At 43.7% G+C, this 15390-nt stretch carries 20 protein-coding genes, 1 tRNA gene and 1 other annotated feature; of the genes, 3 read left to right on the top strand and 18 right to left on the bottom strand.

The window, feature by feature from the left end; genetic code table 11:
* Positions 1-21: 21 nt before the first annotated feature.
* The 8 genes from nusB to FFM64_RS07950 form a co-directional block, all read right to left on the bottom strand.
* A complete protein-coding gene (gene nusB / locus FFM64_RS07985; RefSeq protein ID WP_137607480.1) occupies positions 22-441 on the bottom strand; it encodes a transcription antitermination factor NusB in 420 nt (139 codons plus the stop codon).
* On the bottom strand, positions 438-896 hold the full coding sequence (locus tag FFM64_RS07980) for an Asp23/Gls24 family envelope stress response protein (protein WP_137607479.1): 459 nt from the start codon (positions 894-896) through the stop codon (positions 438-440). Before FFM64_RS07980 ends, nusB begins: the two co-directional genes overlap by 4 nt.
* A gap of 45 nt (positions 897-941) precedes the next feature.
* Positions 942-1499 (bottom strand): elongation factor P, encoded by a 558-nt coding sequence (efp, locus tag FFM64_RS07975; protein ID WP_137607478.1) that lies wholly within the window; start codon positions 1497-1499, stop codon positions 942-944.
* 72 nt (positions 1500-1571) lie between these two features.
* Positions 1572-2636: a M24 family metallopeptidase gene (locus FFM64_RS07970; RefSeq protein ID WP_137607589.1), complete on the bottom strand. Its 1065-nt coding sequence runs from the start codon at positions 2634-2636 to the stop codon at positions 1572-1574.
* A 126-nt stretch (positions 2637-2762) separates the two neighbouring features.
* On the bottom strand, positions 2763-3041 hold the full coding sequence (gene rpmA / locus FFM64_RS07965) for a 50S ribosomal protein L27 (RefSeq protein ID WP_137607477.1): 279 nt from the start codon (positions 3039-3041) through the stop codon (positions 2763-2765).
* A 23-nt stretch (positions 3042-3064) separates the two neighbouring features.
* Positions 3065-3400, bottom strand: coding sequence for a ribosomal-processing cysteine protease Prp (locus FFM64_RS07960; protein ID WP_137607476.1), 336 nt, complete (start codon positions 3398-3400; stop codon positions 3065-3067).
* 21 nt (positions 3401-3421) lie between these two features.
* Entirely contained in the window at positions 3422-3730 is a 309-nt protein-coding gene (gene rplU, locus FFM64_RS07955; RefSeq protein WP_137607475.1) for a 50S ribosomal protein L21, read from the bottom strand.
* Between the two features lie 22 nt (positions 3731-3752).
* Positions 3753-3825 (bottom strand) — a sequence feature (ribosomal protein L21 leader region).
* Between the two features lie 61 nt (positions 3826-3886).
* Positions 3887-4516: a TetR/AcrR family transcriptional regulator gene (locus FFM64_RS07950; RefSeq protein ID WP_137607474.1), complete on the bottom strand. Its 630-nt coding sequence runs from the start codon at positions 4514-4516 to the stop codon at positions 3887-3889.
* Positions 4517-4728: 212 nt separating this feature from the next.
* Between FFM64_RS07950 and FFM64_RS07945 the strand changes: the two genes are divergently transcribed.
* The gene (locus FFM64_RS07945) at positions 4729-4884 is read left to right on the top strand and encodes a hypothetical protein (RefSeq protein ID WP_137607473.1); all 156 of its coding nucleotides are present in this window, start codon (positions 4729-4731) and stop codon (positions 4882-4884) included.
* An 83-nt stretch (positions 4885-4967) separates the two neighbouring features.
* Here the strand turns inward: FFM64_RS07945 and FFM64_RS12465 are convergent, their stop codons facing one another.
* A complete protein-coding gene (locus FFM64_RS12465) occupies positions 4968-5093 on the bottom strand; it encodes a hypothetical protein (RefSeq protein WP_263389782.1) in 126 nt (41 codons plus the stop codon).
* Positions 5094-5293: 200 nt separating this feature from the next.
* Here FFM64_RS12465 and FFM64_RS07940 point away from each other — a divergent pair, with 200 nt between their 5' ends.
* Entirely contained in the window at positions 5294-5881 is a 588-nt protein-coding gene (locus FFM64_RS07940) for a hypothetical protein (RefSeq protein ID WP_137607472.1), read from the top strand.
* Between the two features lie 53 nt (positions 5882-5934).
* Here FFM64_RS07940 and FFM64_RS07935 read toward each other — a convergent pair whose 3' ends face one another.
* From FFM64_RS07935 to FFM64_RS07925, 3 genes are all read right to left on the bottom strand, one after another.
* On the bottom strand, positions 5935-6999 hold the full coding sequence (locus FFM64_RS07935; RefSeq protein WP_137607471.1) for a GDSL-type esterase/lipase family protein: 1065 nt from the start codon (positions 6997-6999) through the stop codon (positions 5935-5937).
* A 17-nt stretch (positions 7000-7016) separates the two neighbouring features.
* On the bottom strand, positions 7017-8909 hold the full coding sequence (locus FFM64_RS07930; RefSeq protein WP_137607470.1) for a PTS sugar transporter subunit IIABC: 1893 nt from the start codon (positions 8907-8909) through the stop codon (positions 7017-7019).
* 188 nt (positions 8910-9097) lie between these two features.
* Positions 9098-9171, bottom strand: a tRNA-Arg gene (locus FFM64_RS07925).
* 206 nt (positions 9172-9377) lie between these two features.
* On the opposite strand from FFM64_RS07925, the gene FFM64_RS07920 reads away from it, so the two are divergent.
* Positions 9378-9929 (top strand): sunset domain-containing protein, encoded by a 552-nt coding sequence (locus FFM64_RS07920; RefSeq protein WP_137607469.1) that lies wholly within the window; start codon positions 9378-9380, stop codon positions 9927-9929.
* A gap of 78 nt (positions 9930-10007) precedes the next feature.
* Here FFM64_RS07920 and FFM64_RS07915 read toward each other — a convergent pair whose 3' ends face one another.
* The 6 genes from FFM64_RS07915 to miaA form a co-directional block, all read right to left on the bottom strand.
* Positions 10008-10547, bottom strand: coding sequence for a dUTPase (locus FFM64_RS07915; RefSeq protein WP_137607468.1), 540 nt, complete (start codon positions 10545-10547; stop codon positions 10008-10010).
* Between the two features lie 15 nt (positions 10548-10562).
* Positions 10563-11513 (bottom strand): hypothetical protein, encoded by a 951-nt coding sequence (locus tag FFM64_RS07910; RefSeq protein WP_137607467.1) that lies wholly within the window; start codon positions 11511-11513, stop codon positions 10563-10565.
* Positions 11503-12390: an exonuclease SbcC gene (locus FFM64_RS07905; protein WP_137607466.1), complete on the bottom strand. Its 888-nt coding sequence runs from the start codon at positions 12388-12390 to the stop codon at positions 11503-11505. The genes FFM64_RS07910 and FFM64_RS07905 overlap by 11 nt, the downstream gene beginning before the upstream one ends.
* 186 nt (positions 12391-12576) lie before the next feature.
* Positions 12577-13923 (bottom strand): type I glutamate--ammonia ligase, encoded by a 1347-nt coding sequence (gene glnA / locus FFM64_RS07900; RefSeq protein ID WP_137607465.1) that lies wholly within the window; start codon positions 13921-13923, stop codon positions 12577-12579.
* Between the two features lie 44 nt (positions 13924-13967).
* Positions 13968-14348, bottom strand: coding sequence for a MerR family transcriptional regulator (locus FFM64_RS07895; protein WP_137607464.1), 381 nt, complete (start codon positions 14346-14348; stop codon positions 13968-13970).
* A 110-nt stretch (positions 14349-14458) separates the two neighbouring features.
* Entirely contained in the window at positions 14459-15385 is a 927-nt protein-coding gene (gene miaA / locus FFM64_RS07890) for a tRNA (adenosine(37)-N6)-dimethylallyltransferase MiaA (RefSeq protein ID WP_137607463.1), read from the bottom strand.
* Between the last annotated feature and the right edge of the window lie 5 nt (positions 15386-15390).

The following is a 15390-nucleotide window of genomic DNA, read 5'->3' as shown; positions in this document are numbered from 1 at the left end:
AAACTATTATTCGGTTTTAGACTAGATGTGATCATTCATGACGGCTTTACCCAAGACGCCACTCACAAATTTCCGTGATTGGTCATCACTGAATGCTTTCGTTAATTCGATAGCTTCATTGACAGCAACTTTTCCGGGCACATCTTCCACGTAGTCCAACTCATAAAATGCGAGTCGTAAGATAATCAAATCAGTTTTAGGTAACCGATCCAATGACCAAGTTTGACTCAGATACGGTTGAATTTTAGCGTCTAATTCCGCTTGATGTTCCGTGACTCCGGTCACCAACGTACTGAGGTAACTCGGAATTTCTAATTCCGCCGTTTCATCAGGATTGAGTAATTGTTGGTATAACTGATTTTCATCAGCATCTGGATTCGCGTTCAAGGCAAACAAGGCTTGAAACGCTTTTTCACGAATTTCATGACGCGTTAAACTCAAGATTCTTCACCGTCTTCATTTTCTGGGGTTTCCGGGTCAGCATCACCAAAGAGATTATTCGGGTCAATCCCGCTTTCTGTCTTTTCGGTAACGATCCCAGTAATATGCACGTTAACTTCGCTCAAGGCCAAATCAGTCATGAACAAGATCTGTTGCTTGACTTTGTCTTGAATGGCTAAGGCAACTTTAGGTACGGACACACCGTAATCTAAATAGGCATAGACATCAACACTGATTTGGTCATCAACGATGGTTAACTTGACACCTTTGCTGAGACTCTTTTTTCGACCGAACAACTCATTTACACTGGAAGAAATCGAGCCACGCATGCGGTTAACCCCATCAATCTGGCTTACCGCGATACCAACGATTATCTCAAGCACTTCTGGTGCAATTTGAATTTGTCCTAAGCTGGGTTCTTTACTTTGTAACGTAATGTTGCTGCTTTCAGCCATTTTGACATTCCTCCAATTCCATGTTTGTCGGCGCTAACTAAAAAATTAAGCCCGAGAAACGTAGGTGCTGTCAACCGTGTTAACGATTAACTTGTCGCCAGCTTTAACGAAGAAAGGTACTTGGATAATCGCACCAGTTTCCAAAGTAGCTGGTTTTGAGCCACCAGAAGCCGTGTCACCCTTGATACCTGGTTCAGTATCAGTAACTTCCAAGGTAACCGTGTTTGGTAATTCAATCCCTAACACTTCGCCGCCGTATAAAGTTACTTGAACTTCCATGTTTTCCTTCAAGAACTTCAATTCAGTTTGGATATGGTCGCCAGGAATTTCAAGTTGTTCGTACGTGTCAGTATTCATGAAGACGTAGTTGTCGCCATCTTCATAAAGGTATTGCATCGTACTCTTTTCGATTGGGGCTTGTTCCATCTTAGCACCGGCACGGAAAGTCTTGTCTTGAACAGCACCTGTCCGCAAGTTCTTAAGCTTTGAACGTACAAAAGCGCCACCCTTACCAGGCTTAACGTGCTGGAATTCCACGATACGCCAAATGGCATGGTCTACTTCAATTGTTAAACCGTTTTTAAAATCTGCTGTAGAAATCATATAAAAGTTCCTCCTATGAAGATATCTTTATTACTATAACAAGACAGAGCCACCGTGGCAACTGTCTTACCATTATAAAATCAATAAATCGCGTGTCGCGGTCGTTAGCCGTTCATGCCCCGTTTCGGTCACCAACACATCGTCTTCGATGCGCATCCCACCTAGACCAGGGAAATAAACACCCGGTTCAACCGTCACAACACTGTTGCTAACTAACTTTTCAGTACCATGAGTCGAAATTAACGGACTTTCATGAATCTCCAGCCCAATTCCGTGACCCATGCCATGATTGAATGCTTCGCCGTAACCAGCCGCTGTGATAAGTTGCCGACCAACTTGATCCAAATCAGCACTAACAGCGCCTGGTTTCACTTGATCAACGACTGCTTGTTGCGCGGTTTTCACCACGTCATAAGCCGTCGCTAACTTGTCATCAGGCTGACCCAAAGCAAACGTCCGCGTCATATCTGACGTGTAACCAGCTAAAAAGTAGCCAAAATCTAAGGTGACCAGTTGCCCAGCCGTCAATAAAGCCGTTGAGGCCGTGCCGTGGGGCAGAGCTGCCCGGGCACCACCAAGCACGATAGTTGTAAACGATGGCCCGCTTGCACCATGCGTTCGCATGAAGGCGTCTAGCAAGTTGCTGACGTCAATTTCACGCATTCCCGGTCTCACAATACTCGTCACGTACTCAAAGCCGGCATCCGCCAATTTAGCGGTTGCTCGTAGCTTATCCAATTCGTCACTCGTTTTAACCATCCGGATCTGTTCGACCACGTTTGGTAACGCCACCAAATCACTGACTAAGTTTTCGTCCAAATAGCTGTACGCCGTATATGGCAAGCCATCTTCAAAACCTAAGACCCCAGTTTGGTGCTGGGCAATCACATCACACACTGCCCCGAGATAGTCGCGGGTAATTATCAAGTGATCAGCATCAAATTGATCTGCGAATGCTGTTTGGTAACGTGCATCAGTGATCAAGAAAACTGATTTGGTAAGCACTAATAAATAACCGTCGCCGGCCATATCTGCCATCCCCGTCAAATAGTGCAAATTGCCTTCACTTGAAACGAGAAAAGCATCAATTTTTAACTGATCAAACCTTGCTTGTAACCGTTCAATTCGACTAGACATCCAGTCACTCCCATCATAACTCATGCTTCATTATACCAAACTTGAGTGCAGACGACGTCCTAGAAAGCCAATTCACGGCTCAAGCGTTAAAAAAAGAGCCTCAAGCAGAGGCTCTTTCAAAAAAAATTATTTTGCTGGGTAAACAGAAACTTGACGCTTGTCGCGACCTTTGCGTTCAAAACGAACGACACCGTCAACCTTAGCAAATAACGTATCGTCGCCACCGCGGCCAACGTTAACACCAGGGTAAATATGGGTTCCACGTTGACGATAAAGGATGTTACCACCCTTAACAGTTTGGCCATCAGCCCGCTTGGCACCTAAACGCCGACCAGCTGAATCACGACCGTTGGCAGTTGAACCGCCACCTTTATGGTGAGAGAAGAATTGCAAGTTCATTTTCATAGTAAGTCCACCTCCGAATGTGGTTATCGTGTTTGCTCACGAACTCGGATATAATCCTGATAGTTCGCGGCAACATCGTTTAATCCAAGAGTGAAGCTCTCAAGCAGTGTCTGTAATTGGTTATTTGTTAAGTCAAGCTTACCAAAGTTCGCAATTAGTAGACCACCGTTGGCTTCATCACTTTGGACATCGGGTTTTAGATGAGCAACTTGTTCAATCCCATTGATTGTACTGATTGCCAATACTGAAACTGCCGCACAAACGATGTCTTGTCCATAAGCACCTGAATCAGCATGACCCGTCAATCGAAAACCAGTAATTAACCGGTCAGGATTACGATAAATCATTGCTTGAATCATAAAGAATGCCTACTTTCTTATTTATGCATTAATTGTGTCGATCGTTACCTTAGTGTATGGTTGGCGATGACCCTTCTTAGTATGTTGGCCTTTCTTAGCCTTGTACTTGTAAGTAATCACTTTACGTTCGCGGCCTTGTTTTTCAACAGTACCTTCGACCGTCGCACCATCAACAGTAGGCGTACCAATCTTAGTTGAGTCGCCACCGACAAAGACTACTTGATCAAAAGTAACCTTGTCGCCTGCAGCAGCATCAAGCTTTTCGACATAAATTGCTTGGCCTGCTTCAACTTTATATTGTTTACCACCAGTTACAATAATTGCGTACACGTTTGTGCACCTCCTTAAATTATGAATCACTTAGACTCGCCAAATTAAGCGTCATTGCTGAACTTAATACTCAATTCGTGCGGTTGTAGCTGTAGAAGTCCACAAATACAACAAGAAAATACTATCAAAATACCGGTGACTAGTCAAGTTATATTTTCATTGTACGAAGAAATCCGTGAAAGTAATATTACGAGCTGTCATTAAATGATGAAGCTTTTTGATACATTTCGTCAAATAACGCGGCGTGTAAATCATGTCGTGTGCCAACCAATCCGTAATAATTCCCGTCGTTGCCGAGACGTAATAAGCAATCTGGACGCTCACCGGAACTTCTAAATCCGCAAACTGATCTTCAAAATCGTGATAAAACCGTTGCATCCACTGTGTTAGTTGTTCATTGATACGACGATTGACCGCTAATTGACTCTGGTCTAATAGTAACGTTTTAAATGCCTCGGCGTGTTGATCAACGTAACCCAAGGCCTTCGATAACGACAGGACTTGTACGCGACGCAACGGATCGAGCGGATTGGTAATGATATCTGCCACCGGTACCGTCACAATCGTCTGCTCAAATAAATCAGTCACCAAATCATCCAACGCTTGATCGACGAAGGCTGGTTTATCTTTATAATGAAGATAAAAGGTCCCTCGCGTCACCGAAGCGGTGGCAGTTAATTCCTGGACCGAAATGTTTTCAACTTGTTCATTTTGTAGTAATGTAATTAGTGCTTGCCGTAAATGCCGGCGGGTCTTATCGACGCGTGGATCCATGTCGTGACTCATTTAACTTCCCTACTTTCTCATTAAATTAAATATAACATCATTTTGAGAAAGTGTCTAACAGTTCAAATAAGCAAGACAAATTATGGCTAAACGTGTATAATTTTCGAGGAATTTTCAAAAAAAATAGCTTTTTCATTAATTTTTGTTGCATTTTACGTTATACTAGCTTTACAATAATTGTTATTGGACTAAATAAAGGAGGAATTTCTCTCATGACCGAAGTACGTAAGCCATACAATACATGGGCATCACGTCGTCCAGTTGCTGATAAGCAAAAGCGCATTCGTCGCGAAAAGCAAACTGCTGCCATCCAACGTTTCGCTGCTGGCAAGACTGAAACCATTGAAGCAACACCAAAAATCAAGTAATCTAAAAAAAGAACTGGCCACTTGGTGGTCAGTTCTTTTTTTATTTATCTATTAAGTGCCGGTTACTCGAATGGCAAAAATCGTTAACGATTTTCGCGGGAAGCGGTGAAGTGTTTACTTGCTTCATTTTCCTTCTTCACAAAATCTGAATAATATTGAACGCCACCGGCAATGGCAAGCATGCCAATAATTGCTAATACTGGACCCATAAGCGTCACACCTTCCCTTTCTCTGATTACAGTTATATTATCGTTATGTTACAGGAATATTTCAAGTGAAATGTTTGAAATTTATGACTATACCCCTCACCTTTAACTTTTCTTAAACTATTAAACCCATTTAATCAATTTTTTATTTTAAAATAACGGCATAACGCGTAAACTTAATCCTATCGAATGGAGGCTCCCCAATGGCTAAGTCATCAGACAGTATCATCTATCGTGCGACACCATACGGCACCATTTTAATTATCTTGGTTAGCATCGGCTTCACCTATTTCGCCATCGACAGTTTAATTGCAGTCTGGGGTGATCCCTGGTTTTCCATCGCTGCCGATCACGTCTGGGAAAAAGGAATCGGCTATACGTCACTGACTGTGCTCGAAGTTGAAGGCCTCAGTTGGCTCGGAATCGGCCTATTTGGTGTTGGTGGGTTATTTATGATTTGGCAATCCGCGCTTCGCTTCATCAAGGGACGCTGCCAAGTCTTAAATATCAATGCAAGTGGCATTGCCTTGCCAATGTTTACTCGTAATTTTGCGCGGATTCCATGGCAAAATGTCCAAAAATTAACCAGCAATGAGGATACCATCCACATTACACTCGTCAATCCAAATATGATTTGGGGACCCGCAGTTAAAAAGTTAGACCGTGGCATTGACCTCACTGGTAACACCCTAACCGTACAACTTTATCAATATACTTACTGGAGCGGTTGCGATGAAGCGCAGTTAAAACGAGACTTGAACCGACTCAGCAAACACTACATCGAAGCTTAAACCACCAAAAAGCCCTACTAGTAATTTTGACATTACTGGTAAGGCTTTTTTCGTCACTGATCTAACTGCAATTGTTCAGTTAAAAATCTGCCCACTAACTCACCACCGGCAGCCGAAAAATGAATATGATCCCCACAATCAAAATCTGGGACCAGTCTTTGGTCTGCGGTGGCCACAAATTGAGCCAAATCAACAGTCAGTGGCAACGATCGCAAATAACGATTAACCGTTTGCCGAATTTGCTCTTTAGTAGGATTCCAGGCTGGCGCTCCACCATTGAGGCCCCCTTTAAACGGCGTAATGGTCATGAGCGTCAGGCGACAATGTTGGGTCTGTGCTAACTGTTGCACCTGCTTAAGCCCGGCAATCAGTTCGGCAGCACGCGGCAATTCGGTAATTGGCGACCCATTCCCCGGATGTAGCAGGTCATTCAGCCCTTCCATAAAAATTAACCAATTGACGGGTTGTTCAGTCAATAGACGGGGTAAACGGTCAAGGCCCGCTGCGCCAAAACTTGGTGACCACTCGGAAGTTGAATGTCCAGGACGTAACAGCCGATTGCCTGAAATTCCCCCATTGGTAATCCCCCATTGATCCGGCTGACTGGTCAATAATCGTCGTGAAAACGCGGCGGAATAGTAGCCTTGATTGGTTAAAGAGTCGCCAAACATGAGCAGTGATTGCGCTGAATCCTCGCGTTCAACTTCAATTGCAGCCAGCCCGAAAAAGTACGGGCGTGACGCACTCGTTACCCGAACAATGGTTTCATCGAGTGACTGCGCCAACGTTTGTGGACTATCACACGATGAGGTCGTTTCAAACTGCAACCACTCTCCCGCCGTAACCGGTAGCTCAAGCCAGTCGCTCCAAAACCGCGACTGTGCTGGGATTTGAAAACTGGTTTGTCCTGAAACCGTAACGGATACAGTTTTCTGGCCCGTCACCACCAGACTTTTGATTGGCAAGGGCGCGTCCCCGTAGTCATTAGTCAGCCATATCCGTAATCTAGTCGCTGACAACGGTTGACAGATTTGAACGGACTGATAGTGTTGTGCATTCAGCCCTTTTAGATTTGGAAAATTAGCGACCATTTGCCGCCACGCCATGATAGTGGACATCCAAAAACCTTCTTTATTTAGACTGTTTGATCTGATGGTTTCATTTTATCATTAAAGCCCACTAGCCAGGTTAAGACGAATGCGACTAGGAAGGTTAAGCCATGTGAAATAATATAATTATAAAAATTCTGATCAATGCCAACTTTTGGATTGATAAATGATGCAAACCCAATTAGGCCGCCTGAGAAACCATAATTTAATAAATGTAGTGCCCCAGCAAGCGCCCCACCAAAAATGTTAGCTAAGGTGACCATATAGAAGACCCGTTTGTATTTTAACAAAACCCCATAAATCGCTGGTTCACCAACCCCGCACAATTGCGAAATTGTGGCCCCAAAACCGATTTGTTTCAACTGCTTTTGCCGTGTCTTTAACGTCACTGCGAAGACCCCACCGGCAATTCCCATCATCAAAACGGATGAAAAGGCATTTAACATGCTATACCCATGGACCGCTAAATCATTAACAATAATTGGAATCAATGGCCAGTGTAGACCAAAGATAACCAACACTGGGAAAATGGCGCAATAGATGGCGCCCCCAATAATAGCGTTGAAATTCAGTGCCGCCATAATACCATTGGCTAACCAATCACTTAACTGAGTAATCGCTGGACCAAGGATCAAAATAATTAAGGCACTTAAAATCAGAACTTCAATAATTGGGATGAAGATCGAAGCAATCAGTTGTGGAATAACTTTTTTTAGCCAGCGCTCGAGGTACACCGCCAACCACGCTGCAACTAAAATTGGAAAGACCGACGCCGCATAATTCATGATTGGAAAATGAACGCCAAAAAGTAACAGGGACGGCGTTTTACTGCTGGCAATCGTCGCGAGTGACGGATACACCAGCACGCCCCCGACCGTGGCTAACACAATCTGATTTGAACCCAACTTTTTGGCGGCCGTGACACCCAAAATAACTGGTAAGAAATGGAAAATACCATCGGCAATCGCACTAATCAAAATATACAACGGTGCGGTTGCCGTTAACCATTTAAACCCCACCGCCATCGCGAGAATCCCTTTGACAATCCCAGCACCGGCCAACAAGCCGATGATTGGCATCATCGTAGCGGTGATAACCCCAACCAGTTCACCAAATCCCCACTTAAAACTTGGCCAAATTCCTTTTGGCCGAGGCGCTTTTACCACCGCAGTCGGTTTCAAGTCTAATTTGGCCATAACCGCATCATAGACAGACTCAACGGCCGCACCAATAACGACTTGATATTGACCACCCGCTTTGACGACATCAATCACCCCAGGCAAGCGTTTAATCGCCGCGTCATCCGCTAAACTTTCATCTGCCAAATAAAAACGTAGACGCGTAATACAGTGAATCAAGTTTTTAATATTACCGGGACCGCCGACCAGTTTAATCAACGTCGGTGCCATATCGGCTGGCTTAGTTGTCCCGGTTGCAGGTTTGATTGTGGGATCGGTAAACTCACAGGTGGTTACGTCATCACCGGCCTGGACCGCCTGAGGGTTCATTGGTGATAAGTCCGCAGCGAGTTCAACCGTGTTGGTGATTACGACAACCACGGTCGCAGCTAAGTGCTTCACTTCAATGGCCGCCAGATCCATTGCCCCCAATGATTCACCGGCCGTAACCGCCTGCTGAGCCTTAACTTTCCAAGTAAATGGTGCGCCATTGAGTGTCACCGTATCTAGCCCCAGATGAAGTAGGATTTCCACCCCGCTAGTCGTCAAAATCGCCAGTGCATGCTTGGTCGGTGCAATGAAACTGATGACCCCACTAACTGGCGCCACCACTGCGCCATCAGTCGGTTCGACTGCAAACCCTTTTCCCATTTTTTCAGAAGCAAACACCGCGTCATTGACTGCCGTAATCGGCTTTAATTGGCCACTGACTGGTGCTTTTAGTGTTAACTTTGTTGGCATGAAAAACTCCCCCTTTAAACTAACTTTCATAACCAACCATATTCTAGTAGGTCAGTCGTTCAAAGAGACACTTGATGAATTGTTTGGGGAGTGTGCAAACAAACTTTGTTAAGATACAAACAAAAAAACGGCCACCTGCTAAAGTTGATTTTAACAGGTGGTCGTTTTTGATTTAGACGCTTAATTTATGTCACGAGTGAGACTTGAACTCACAACCCTCCGCTTAGAAGGCGGATGCTCTATCCAGTTGAGCTACCGTGACAACAACAAGATTAATTATAGTTAACAAAAGAAAGGCTGTCAATTCTTATTTAATCAGCTAGCACCGGATTCCATGGTAATTAGACAACCAATTGATTTTTGAAAATAAAACTAAAATTAAAAAAATGAAACTTCCTAGAATTTGCGTATTTAAGTAATAGTGGCTCAAAGTCACGAAAAAATTATTTCTTTGGAGGCGTTTCAGTCATGAAAAAGTTTAAGCATCAAGTATTAAGTCTTATTTTATTAGCAGCTACTGGGGTTGCATTAGCCGGTTGTAGTTCAGAAGCCAGTACCGCTGTCACCACTTCTAGCTCATCCTCGGCCGTGGAAAAATCAAGTAAAAGTCCTACCAGCAGTTCTACTAGCTCATCGGTCAACAATTCTAGTAGTTCGGCTTCCAGTGAGTCGATTCAAGCACTAGACACTAGTATTACTGATGAAATCACACAATCAACTAGTTCCTCAACAAGTCAAAAAGCTGAGCCGAAGACGACGGCCTCAAGCACCAGTAGCGCTACCAACACTGCTAGTACTGATAGCGCCGCTGCAACCAGTGCACCTCAACCAGAAACCAAAGCGACACCCGCAACGCAAAAATCAGGTGCCGAAAAAACAGCCGTCATTTGGGGCAACCCCAAGAGCAAAATCTATCATGTTCCTGGTCAACACAATTATCGTAATCCCCATGGCAACGGCGTACAGTTCAACAGTGAAGCTGAAGCACAGGCAGCCGGCTACCGGCGCTCAATGAAATAATTAGACCACAAGCATCTGAAAACCGTTCAGATGCTTTTTTGGACGAAAAAAGCGTAGCCTTAACAGCTACACTTCATTTCAATAATCATTTTCTTGGCGCTGCTCGTTAACTTGATTCTTGGCAATAAAGGCCGCCTGAATCTCCGCTTGTGAGTAACCAAACTCAACTAAACCAATCTTCAAAAAGACATGCCATGCGTGCTTGTAACTCACCTGTCGATGATTAAAGTACGCATCATACAGCAAGTGCTTGATGGCTAAGTATTGTTTATTCAAATCGGTTGGTCGTTTGTCAGTTAGCTCGGTTAACTCGCTCGGCATCATTGGGATCAGATGTGTCCATTGTTGAATCGCCGCAACCAAGAAAAAGAAATCCATGGCATCGACATATTCATTGAGTAACGTTTCACGATGGGTTTTACCAGCATCCGCCTTACCCTTATGAATCTTCCAAACTTTGAACCACTCCGAAGTATTCGCCATCTCAGCGAGTTCCACGTCCAGTGAGACCATCGCATTCTGCAACCGATCTGCTGGTTTCCAATGAATCGCTTGTCGACGCGTAATATCTTGATCCAATCGAATTGATTGTTGTAATAACGTGGTTAAATCTAACATATCTACCTCCATCAGCTATGCGAACACCAATGGGTCTGCTTTAATTTCTAGGGCCTCAATATTATTGAGATACCAATCCCGCATGAAATCAAAGTGAAGTAACACGTCGAACCAAGAGACTCGTTGTTCGGTATCGCGAACAGTTAAGACCCACTTCGCATTTTCCGGCGTGCCAGCGTCGAAAACGTCAATGACTAAGGCGCCCGGCAATTCGATCTCGGCACCATGACCATTTGGTGAATTACGTAACATGTAGTCATGTTCAGCAGCTAACACAAAGAGTTTATCCAAAACTTCGCCATCGAGATTCGTTTGGCGTAACTCGTAGCGGGCTGCATTGTTGACATCCAAAATATTGAAGTCAACGTTGAAACCAAAATCGTCCTGTAAATCATGACCAAAATTGATCAATGTTGCCAATACAGTATTAATCTGGGCGACATCCGCACCCTTCAGCAACAATTTATTAATAAATAAATTGGTAAATGCCGTGCTATTAAAGCGCAATAACCGCCGTTCTAAGTGAATATAAAATAAATTTTCACCAGTCGTCTGTTCACGATAATAAGCCCCACCATTTTCACCATCAACAACTTGATACAAAAATGTATAGTCATCAGAAATCGCATCAAAAACGTGATACAACGCTTCACTATGCGCCCGTGTTTTTAGCGTAGCTTGTTCATCTTGATGCATACTTAGCAAACGACTCATAAAAATGAGATAATAATCGGCATTTTTATATTGATGCGGGAATGTCACGTAAGCCGAATCTAGTTTGAAATCGGCCAGCTTCTGAGCAGCTGCTAACAAGGCCTCGGCATCCGTGGTATCAATTAACTGATCCATCAGCGCCGTGAATTTTTCCCCGTTCGCTAAGCCCTTCTTCAGACCCTCGTTAAACATCGCAAGCTTACCGTGCGTGCTTAGCGTTGCAGCGTCAATTTTATTCGTCTCATTCGCCATCAGCAGCTACCTGCGCCTTTCCAATCAGCGTTGTCAAATAGTCCACATAAAGACTACGATTACGCTCATTAAAGTTTTCAAAACTCTTGAACGACGTTTCGATAGCTTGCTTTTCGTAGGCCAAAATCGTGTCTTCTTTAGACAACGACAAAATTTTAGCTTCGTTATCTTTCATAGTGGCGTGCGCATTATTGGCTTGTTCATCGGCATCAGCCAATTTTGTTAATTGGTCAATAATTTGTTGTCGTTCTTCTTTAATCCGGCCAGAATCAAACAACGAGTTACGTTGGCCGTTTTCTTTTAATTGTTGCCGCAACTGATCTTTTTCAGCATCCCGGTCATCTTGCGCATCGATGAGCTTTTGAAGTTCATCATTAGCGGCCGAAACCTTTTGAATGTTATCTGTATTGTACCGTTTATGGGCCATGGCTAATTCAAAAGTCTGTTGTAACTTGTTGAATTCTTCTTGACTAAACTCAAACGCCACATTTAAGACATTTAGCTTGCCAAAACGGCGCCGATCCCACCAATTCCCAAAATAAATCTGGAATTCACCTGGCTGGATTTCTTCGTAATAAAAGAATGGGTATTCATGTGCTAAATAGTCAATCAATTTCGTACTGAGGTAGTGACTGATTGCTGGATGAACATCCGTAATTAAATCCACCTGTGCGTTTCGAGCTGGATTAGGTTCTTCGTTCAATAAGGCTTGATGATAGTGGTCGCCATCGATCAATTCGTAAATTAACCGGTCGTCACCAGCCGTTATTGCTTGACGTAGCGTCGTTAAATAGTCCAGTTTTTGCTGTAAGCTATTCGTAAGCTCGCTCGTCCGTTGATCTTGTTTTTCAAGACCTGGCTGATTTTGTTTTTCCATGATAATCTCCTTGCAATCAATTGATAATTGGCAAATTGCTGACTTGCACTTCTGTCCTTAATGTTACCGAAAATAACCCGATTAAGAAAGGGTTGTGTCGCCAATTTTCCAAAAAACTAACAAAAAAGCAGTTAGAACGACCAACTTGGTGTTCTAACCGCTCAATTCAGTTGAATTTATCGCTTTTTAGTACAATTCCATGTACTGTTCACGTTCCCATTCACTAACTTGTTGACGGTATGAAGCCCATTCAAGTCGTTTAGCTTCCAAGAAACTTTGATAAATATGTGGCCCTAAGGCTTTCTTCATCGTTGGATCAGTTTGGAATTCTTTTAAGGCATTATGCAAAGTTGATGGTAAGTCGACAATGCCAGCTTCACGGCGTTCATCTTCATCCATCACATAAATATTGCGATCAACACTCTTTGGTGGTTCGATATTATTCTTAATGCCATCGAGTCCAGCTTCCAAAACAGTTGCAAATGCTAAATATGGATTAGCAGAAGCATCAACACTCCGAAGTTCCAAACGAGTCGATAAACCACGCGCACTTGGAATACGGATCATTGGTGACCGGTTAGACCCAGACCAAGCCACATAAACTGGCGCTTCGTACCCAGGCACTAAACGCTTGTACGAGTTAACGGTTGGATTAGTCACCGCTGTATAACTGCGAGCATGCTTCATCAAGCCGCCCAAGAAGTGGTAAGCATCCGTTGATAATTGTAATTCGTCTTTTTCACTTTGATCGTAAAACGCATTGCCTTGATCATGGAATAAGGACATATTGACGTGCATCCCAGAACCATTGACCCCGTTTAAAGGCTTTGGCATAAAGGTTGCCCATAAATTGTACTTACGTGCGATCGTTTTGACGACTAATTTAAAGGTTTGAATGTGATCGGCCGCGGCTAAAGCGTCTGCATACTTAAAGTCAATTTCATGTTGGCCAGGAGCAACTTCATGGTGACTGGCTTCAACATTGAAGCCCAAGCGTTCAAGTTCAAGCGCAATATCACGACGACAGTTCTCGCCCATGTCCATTGGAGCCAAGTCAAAATAGCTCCCTTTATCATTCAATTCGGTCGTTGGTTCACCCTTCTCATTCATCTTAAATAAGAAGAATTCAGGTTCCGTCCCAATATTAAAGGCGGTATAACCCGCATCACGCATATCGCTTAAGACCCGAATTAAATTATTCCGTGGGTCGCCTTCGAATGGCTTGCGGTCAGTGGTATAAACTTCACAGATAATCCGGGCAATCTTGCCATGTTCCGTGTTCCAAGGCATGATCAACCAAGTTGATAAATCTGGGTACAGGTACATGTCACTCTCTTCAATCCGAACAAAGCCGTCGATTGAAGAACCGTCAAACATTAACTTGTTATCTAATAACTTGTCCAGTTGAGACACTGGCACTTCCACGTTTTTGATGGTACCGAATAAATCAGTGAACATTAAACGTAAGAAATTAACGTTTTCTTCTTTGACGATTTTGCGAATATCGTCCTTAGTATACTGCTGTTTTGCCATGAAAATCGCTCCTTAAATTGGTTGACTATCTGGATGCAGACGCATTAATGAGTTGGATATTCCGGACCATCCTTAGCTTTTAAGCCCCCGATATTCAGAAACTCGTCATGCAAGATTCGGCGTACATCGTTGTCAGTTAATGGCCGCGCTAAGTCCGCTTCTTTTTGTTGGGCTTTTTGCTTTTGCATGGCATAAATTTCTTTAATACCAGCCATATTAATCCCATCAGCTAAATAGTCTTTAATTTCTAACAAACGATCCACATCGTTCAGCGAAAACATCCGTCGATTCCCGGCATTACGCTCCGGATGAATCAAGTCCTGTTCTTCGTAATAACGAATCTGTCGCGCGGTTAAATTAGCTAACTTCATAACCGTACCAATTGGTAAGACTGCTAACGAACGACGTAATTCCTTTTCTTTCATGACGACCCTCCTCTTTAATACAGTGTTAATATTAGCAATCTCATTCTGGAATGTCAATCATTCATGTAAGAAAATATCACATCATTTATACGGGTATACCAATTTAATTTTTAATTTAACCAACTAGCTAGTTCGGTCATAATCATTGCTTGTTGTGAAGGATCTTCTAATAGGTTATACCAATCCACCGTCATTTTGTTGCGGAACCACGTTAGCTGACGCTTGGCATAGCGCCGGGAATCCTGCTTGATTAACGCGACCGCCGTGTCTAAATCACTGTCACCGGCAAAATATGGGAAGAGCTCATGATAGCCGATCCCCTTGCCCGCTGGCAGGTCAGTGCCACCCTGATCAAATAACCATTTGGCTTCATCGACCAAACCAGCCGACATCATCTGATCCACGCGTTGATTGATACGTGCATATAACAATGATCGTTCAGCAGTTAAACATATCGTACGAGCATCCAACGTCTGTGGGGCCTCGTCAGCTTGTTCAGAGAACTTCTGACCACTTGTATGCCAATACTCTAAAGCACGAACGACACGCACCAAATTCTGCGGTTCAATTCCGGTCGCCGCCGCTGGATCAATCTTTTTGAGTGCTGTCCAAACGGCTGGTGTGCCATGACTGGCAGCATAATCAAACCATGACTGCCGATACGCCAAGTCTGGTTCCGTCGTTGCCGAGCCAAACTGATAACCAGCCAGCAAAGATTGCAGGTAAAACCCTGTTCCACCAGCAATAATCGGTAATTTCCCTCGCGCTTGAATCTGATTAATCAAATCCGTGGCGCGAGTGACAAACTCTGCCACGGTAAAACGTTCCTGCACCGCTTTAATATCAATTAAGTAATGTGGAATTCCCTGTCGTTCAGCTGGCAAAACCTTGGCCGTGCCAATATCTAAATGGCGATAAACTTGCATCGAATCGCCAGAGATCACTTCACCGTTAAATTTCTTGGCCAAGTCAATGGCTAATGCCGTTTTCCCGACAGCCGTGGGACCGGCAATTAATAGTACCTTTTTACCTGTCAAATGTC

This window comes from Lactiplantibacillus daoliensis, assembly GCF_005405005.1.
Taxonomy (GTDB): Bacteria; Bacillota; Bacilli; order Lactobacillales; family Lactobacillaceae; genus Lactiplantibacillus; species Lactiplantibacillus daoliensis.
This window is presented reverse-complemented; position numbering and strand designations above follow the sequence as displayed.

Bases quoted from the DNA above. Each gene is read 5' to 3' on its own strand.
- FFM64_RS07895 (WP_137607464.1), bottom strand. From the start codon at position 14,348: ATGAAAGAAAAGGAATTACGTCGTTCGTTAGCAGTCTTACCAATTGGT.
- FFM64_RS07980 (WP_137607479.1), bottom strand. From the start codon at position 896: ATGGCTGAAAGCAGCAACATTACGTTACAAAGTAAAGAACCCAGCTTA.
- FFM64_RS07935 (WP_137607471.1), bottom strand. From the start codon at position 6,999: ATGTCCACTATCATGGCGTGGCGGCAAATGGTCGCTAATTTTCCAAAT.
- FFM64_RS07960 (WP_137607476.1), bottom strand. From the start codon at position 3,400: ATGATTCAAGCAATGATTTATCGTAATCCTGACCGGTTAATTACTGGT.
- FFM64_RS12465 (WP_263389782.1), bottom strand. From the start codon at position 5,093: ATGGGTCCAGTATTAGCAATTATTGGCATGCTTGCCATTGCCGGTGGC.
- FFM64_RS07930 (WP_137607470.1), bottom strand. From the start codon at position 8,909: ATGCCAACAAAGTTAACACTAAAAGCACCAGTCAGTGGCCAATTAAAG.
- FFM64_RS07915 (WP_137607468.1), bottom strand. From the start codon at position 10,547: ATGTTAGATTTAACCACGTTATTACAACAATCAATTCGATTGGATCAA.
- FFM64_RS07950 (WP_137607474.1), bottom strand. From the start codon at position 4,516: ATGAGTCACGACATGGATCCACGCGTCGATAAGACCCGCCGGCATTTA.
- FFM64_RS07940 (WP_137607472.1), top strand. From the start codon at position 5,294: ATGGCTAAGTCATCAGACAGTATCATCTATCGTGCGACACCATACGGC.
- FFM64_RS07905 (WP_137607466.1), bottom strand. From the start codon at position 12,390: ATGGAAAAACAAAATCAGCCAGGTCTTGAAAAACAAGATCAACGGACG.
- efp (WP_137607478.1), bottom strand. From the start codon at position 1,499: ATGATTTCTACAGCAGATTTTAAAAACGGTTTAACAATTGAAGTAGAC.
- FFM64_RS07945 (WP_137607473.1), top strand. From the start codon at position 4,729: ATGACCGAAGTACGTAAGCCATACAATACATGGGCATCACGTCGTCCA.
- FFM64_RS07920 (WP_137607469.1), top strand. From the start codon at position 9,378: ATGAAAAAGTTTAAGCATCAAGTATTAAGTCTTATTTTATTAGCAGCT.
- glnA (WP_137607465.1), bottom strand. From the start codon at position 13,923: ATGGCAAAACAGCAGTATACTAAGGACGATATTCGCAAAATCGTCAAA.
- FFM64_RS07970 (WP_137607589.1), bottom strand. From the start codon at position 2,636: ATGTCTAGTCGAATTGAACGGTTACAAGCAAGGTTTGATCAGTTAAAA.
- rpmA (WP_137607477.1), bottom strand. From the start codon at position 3,041: ATGAAAATGAACTTGCAATTCTTCTCTCACCATAAAGGTGGCGGTTCA.
- FFM64_RS07910 (WP_137607467.1), bottom strand. From the start codon at position 11,513: ATGGCGAATGAGACGAATAAAATTGACGCTGCAACGCTAAGCACGCAC.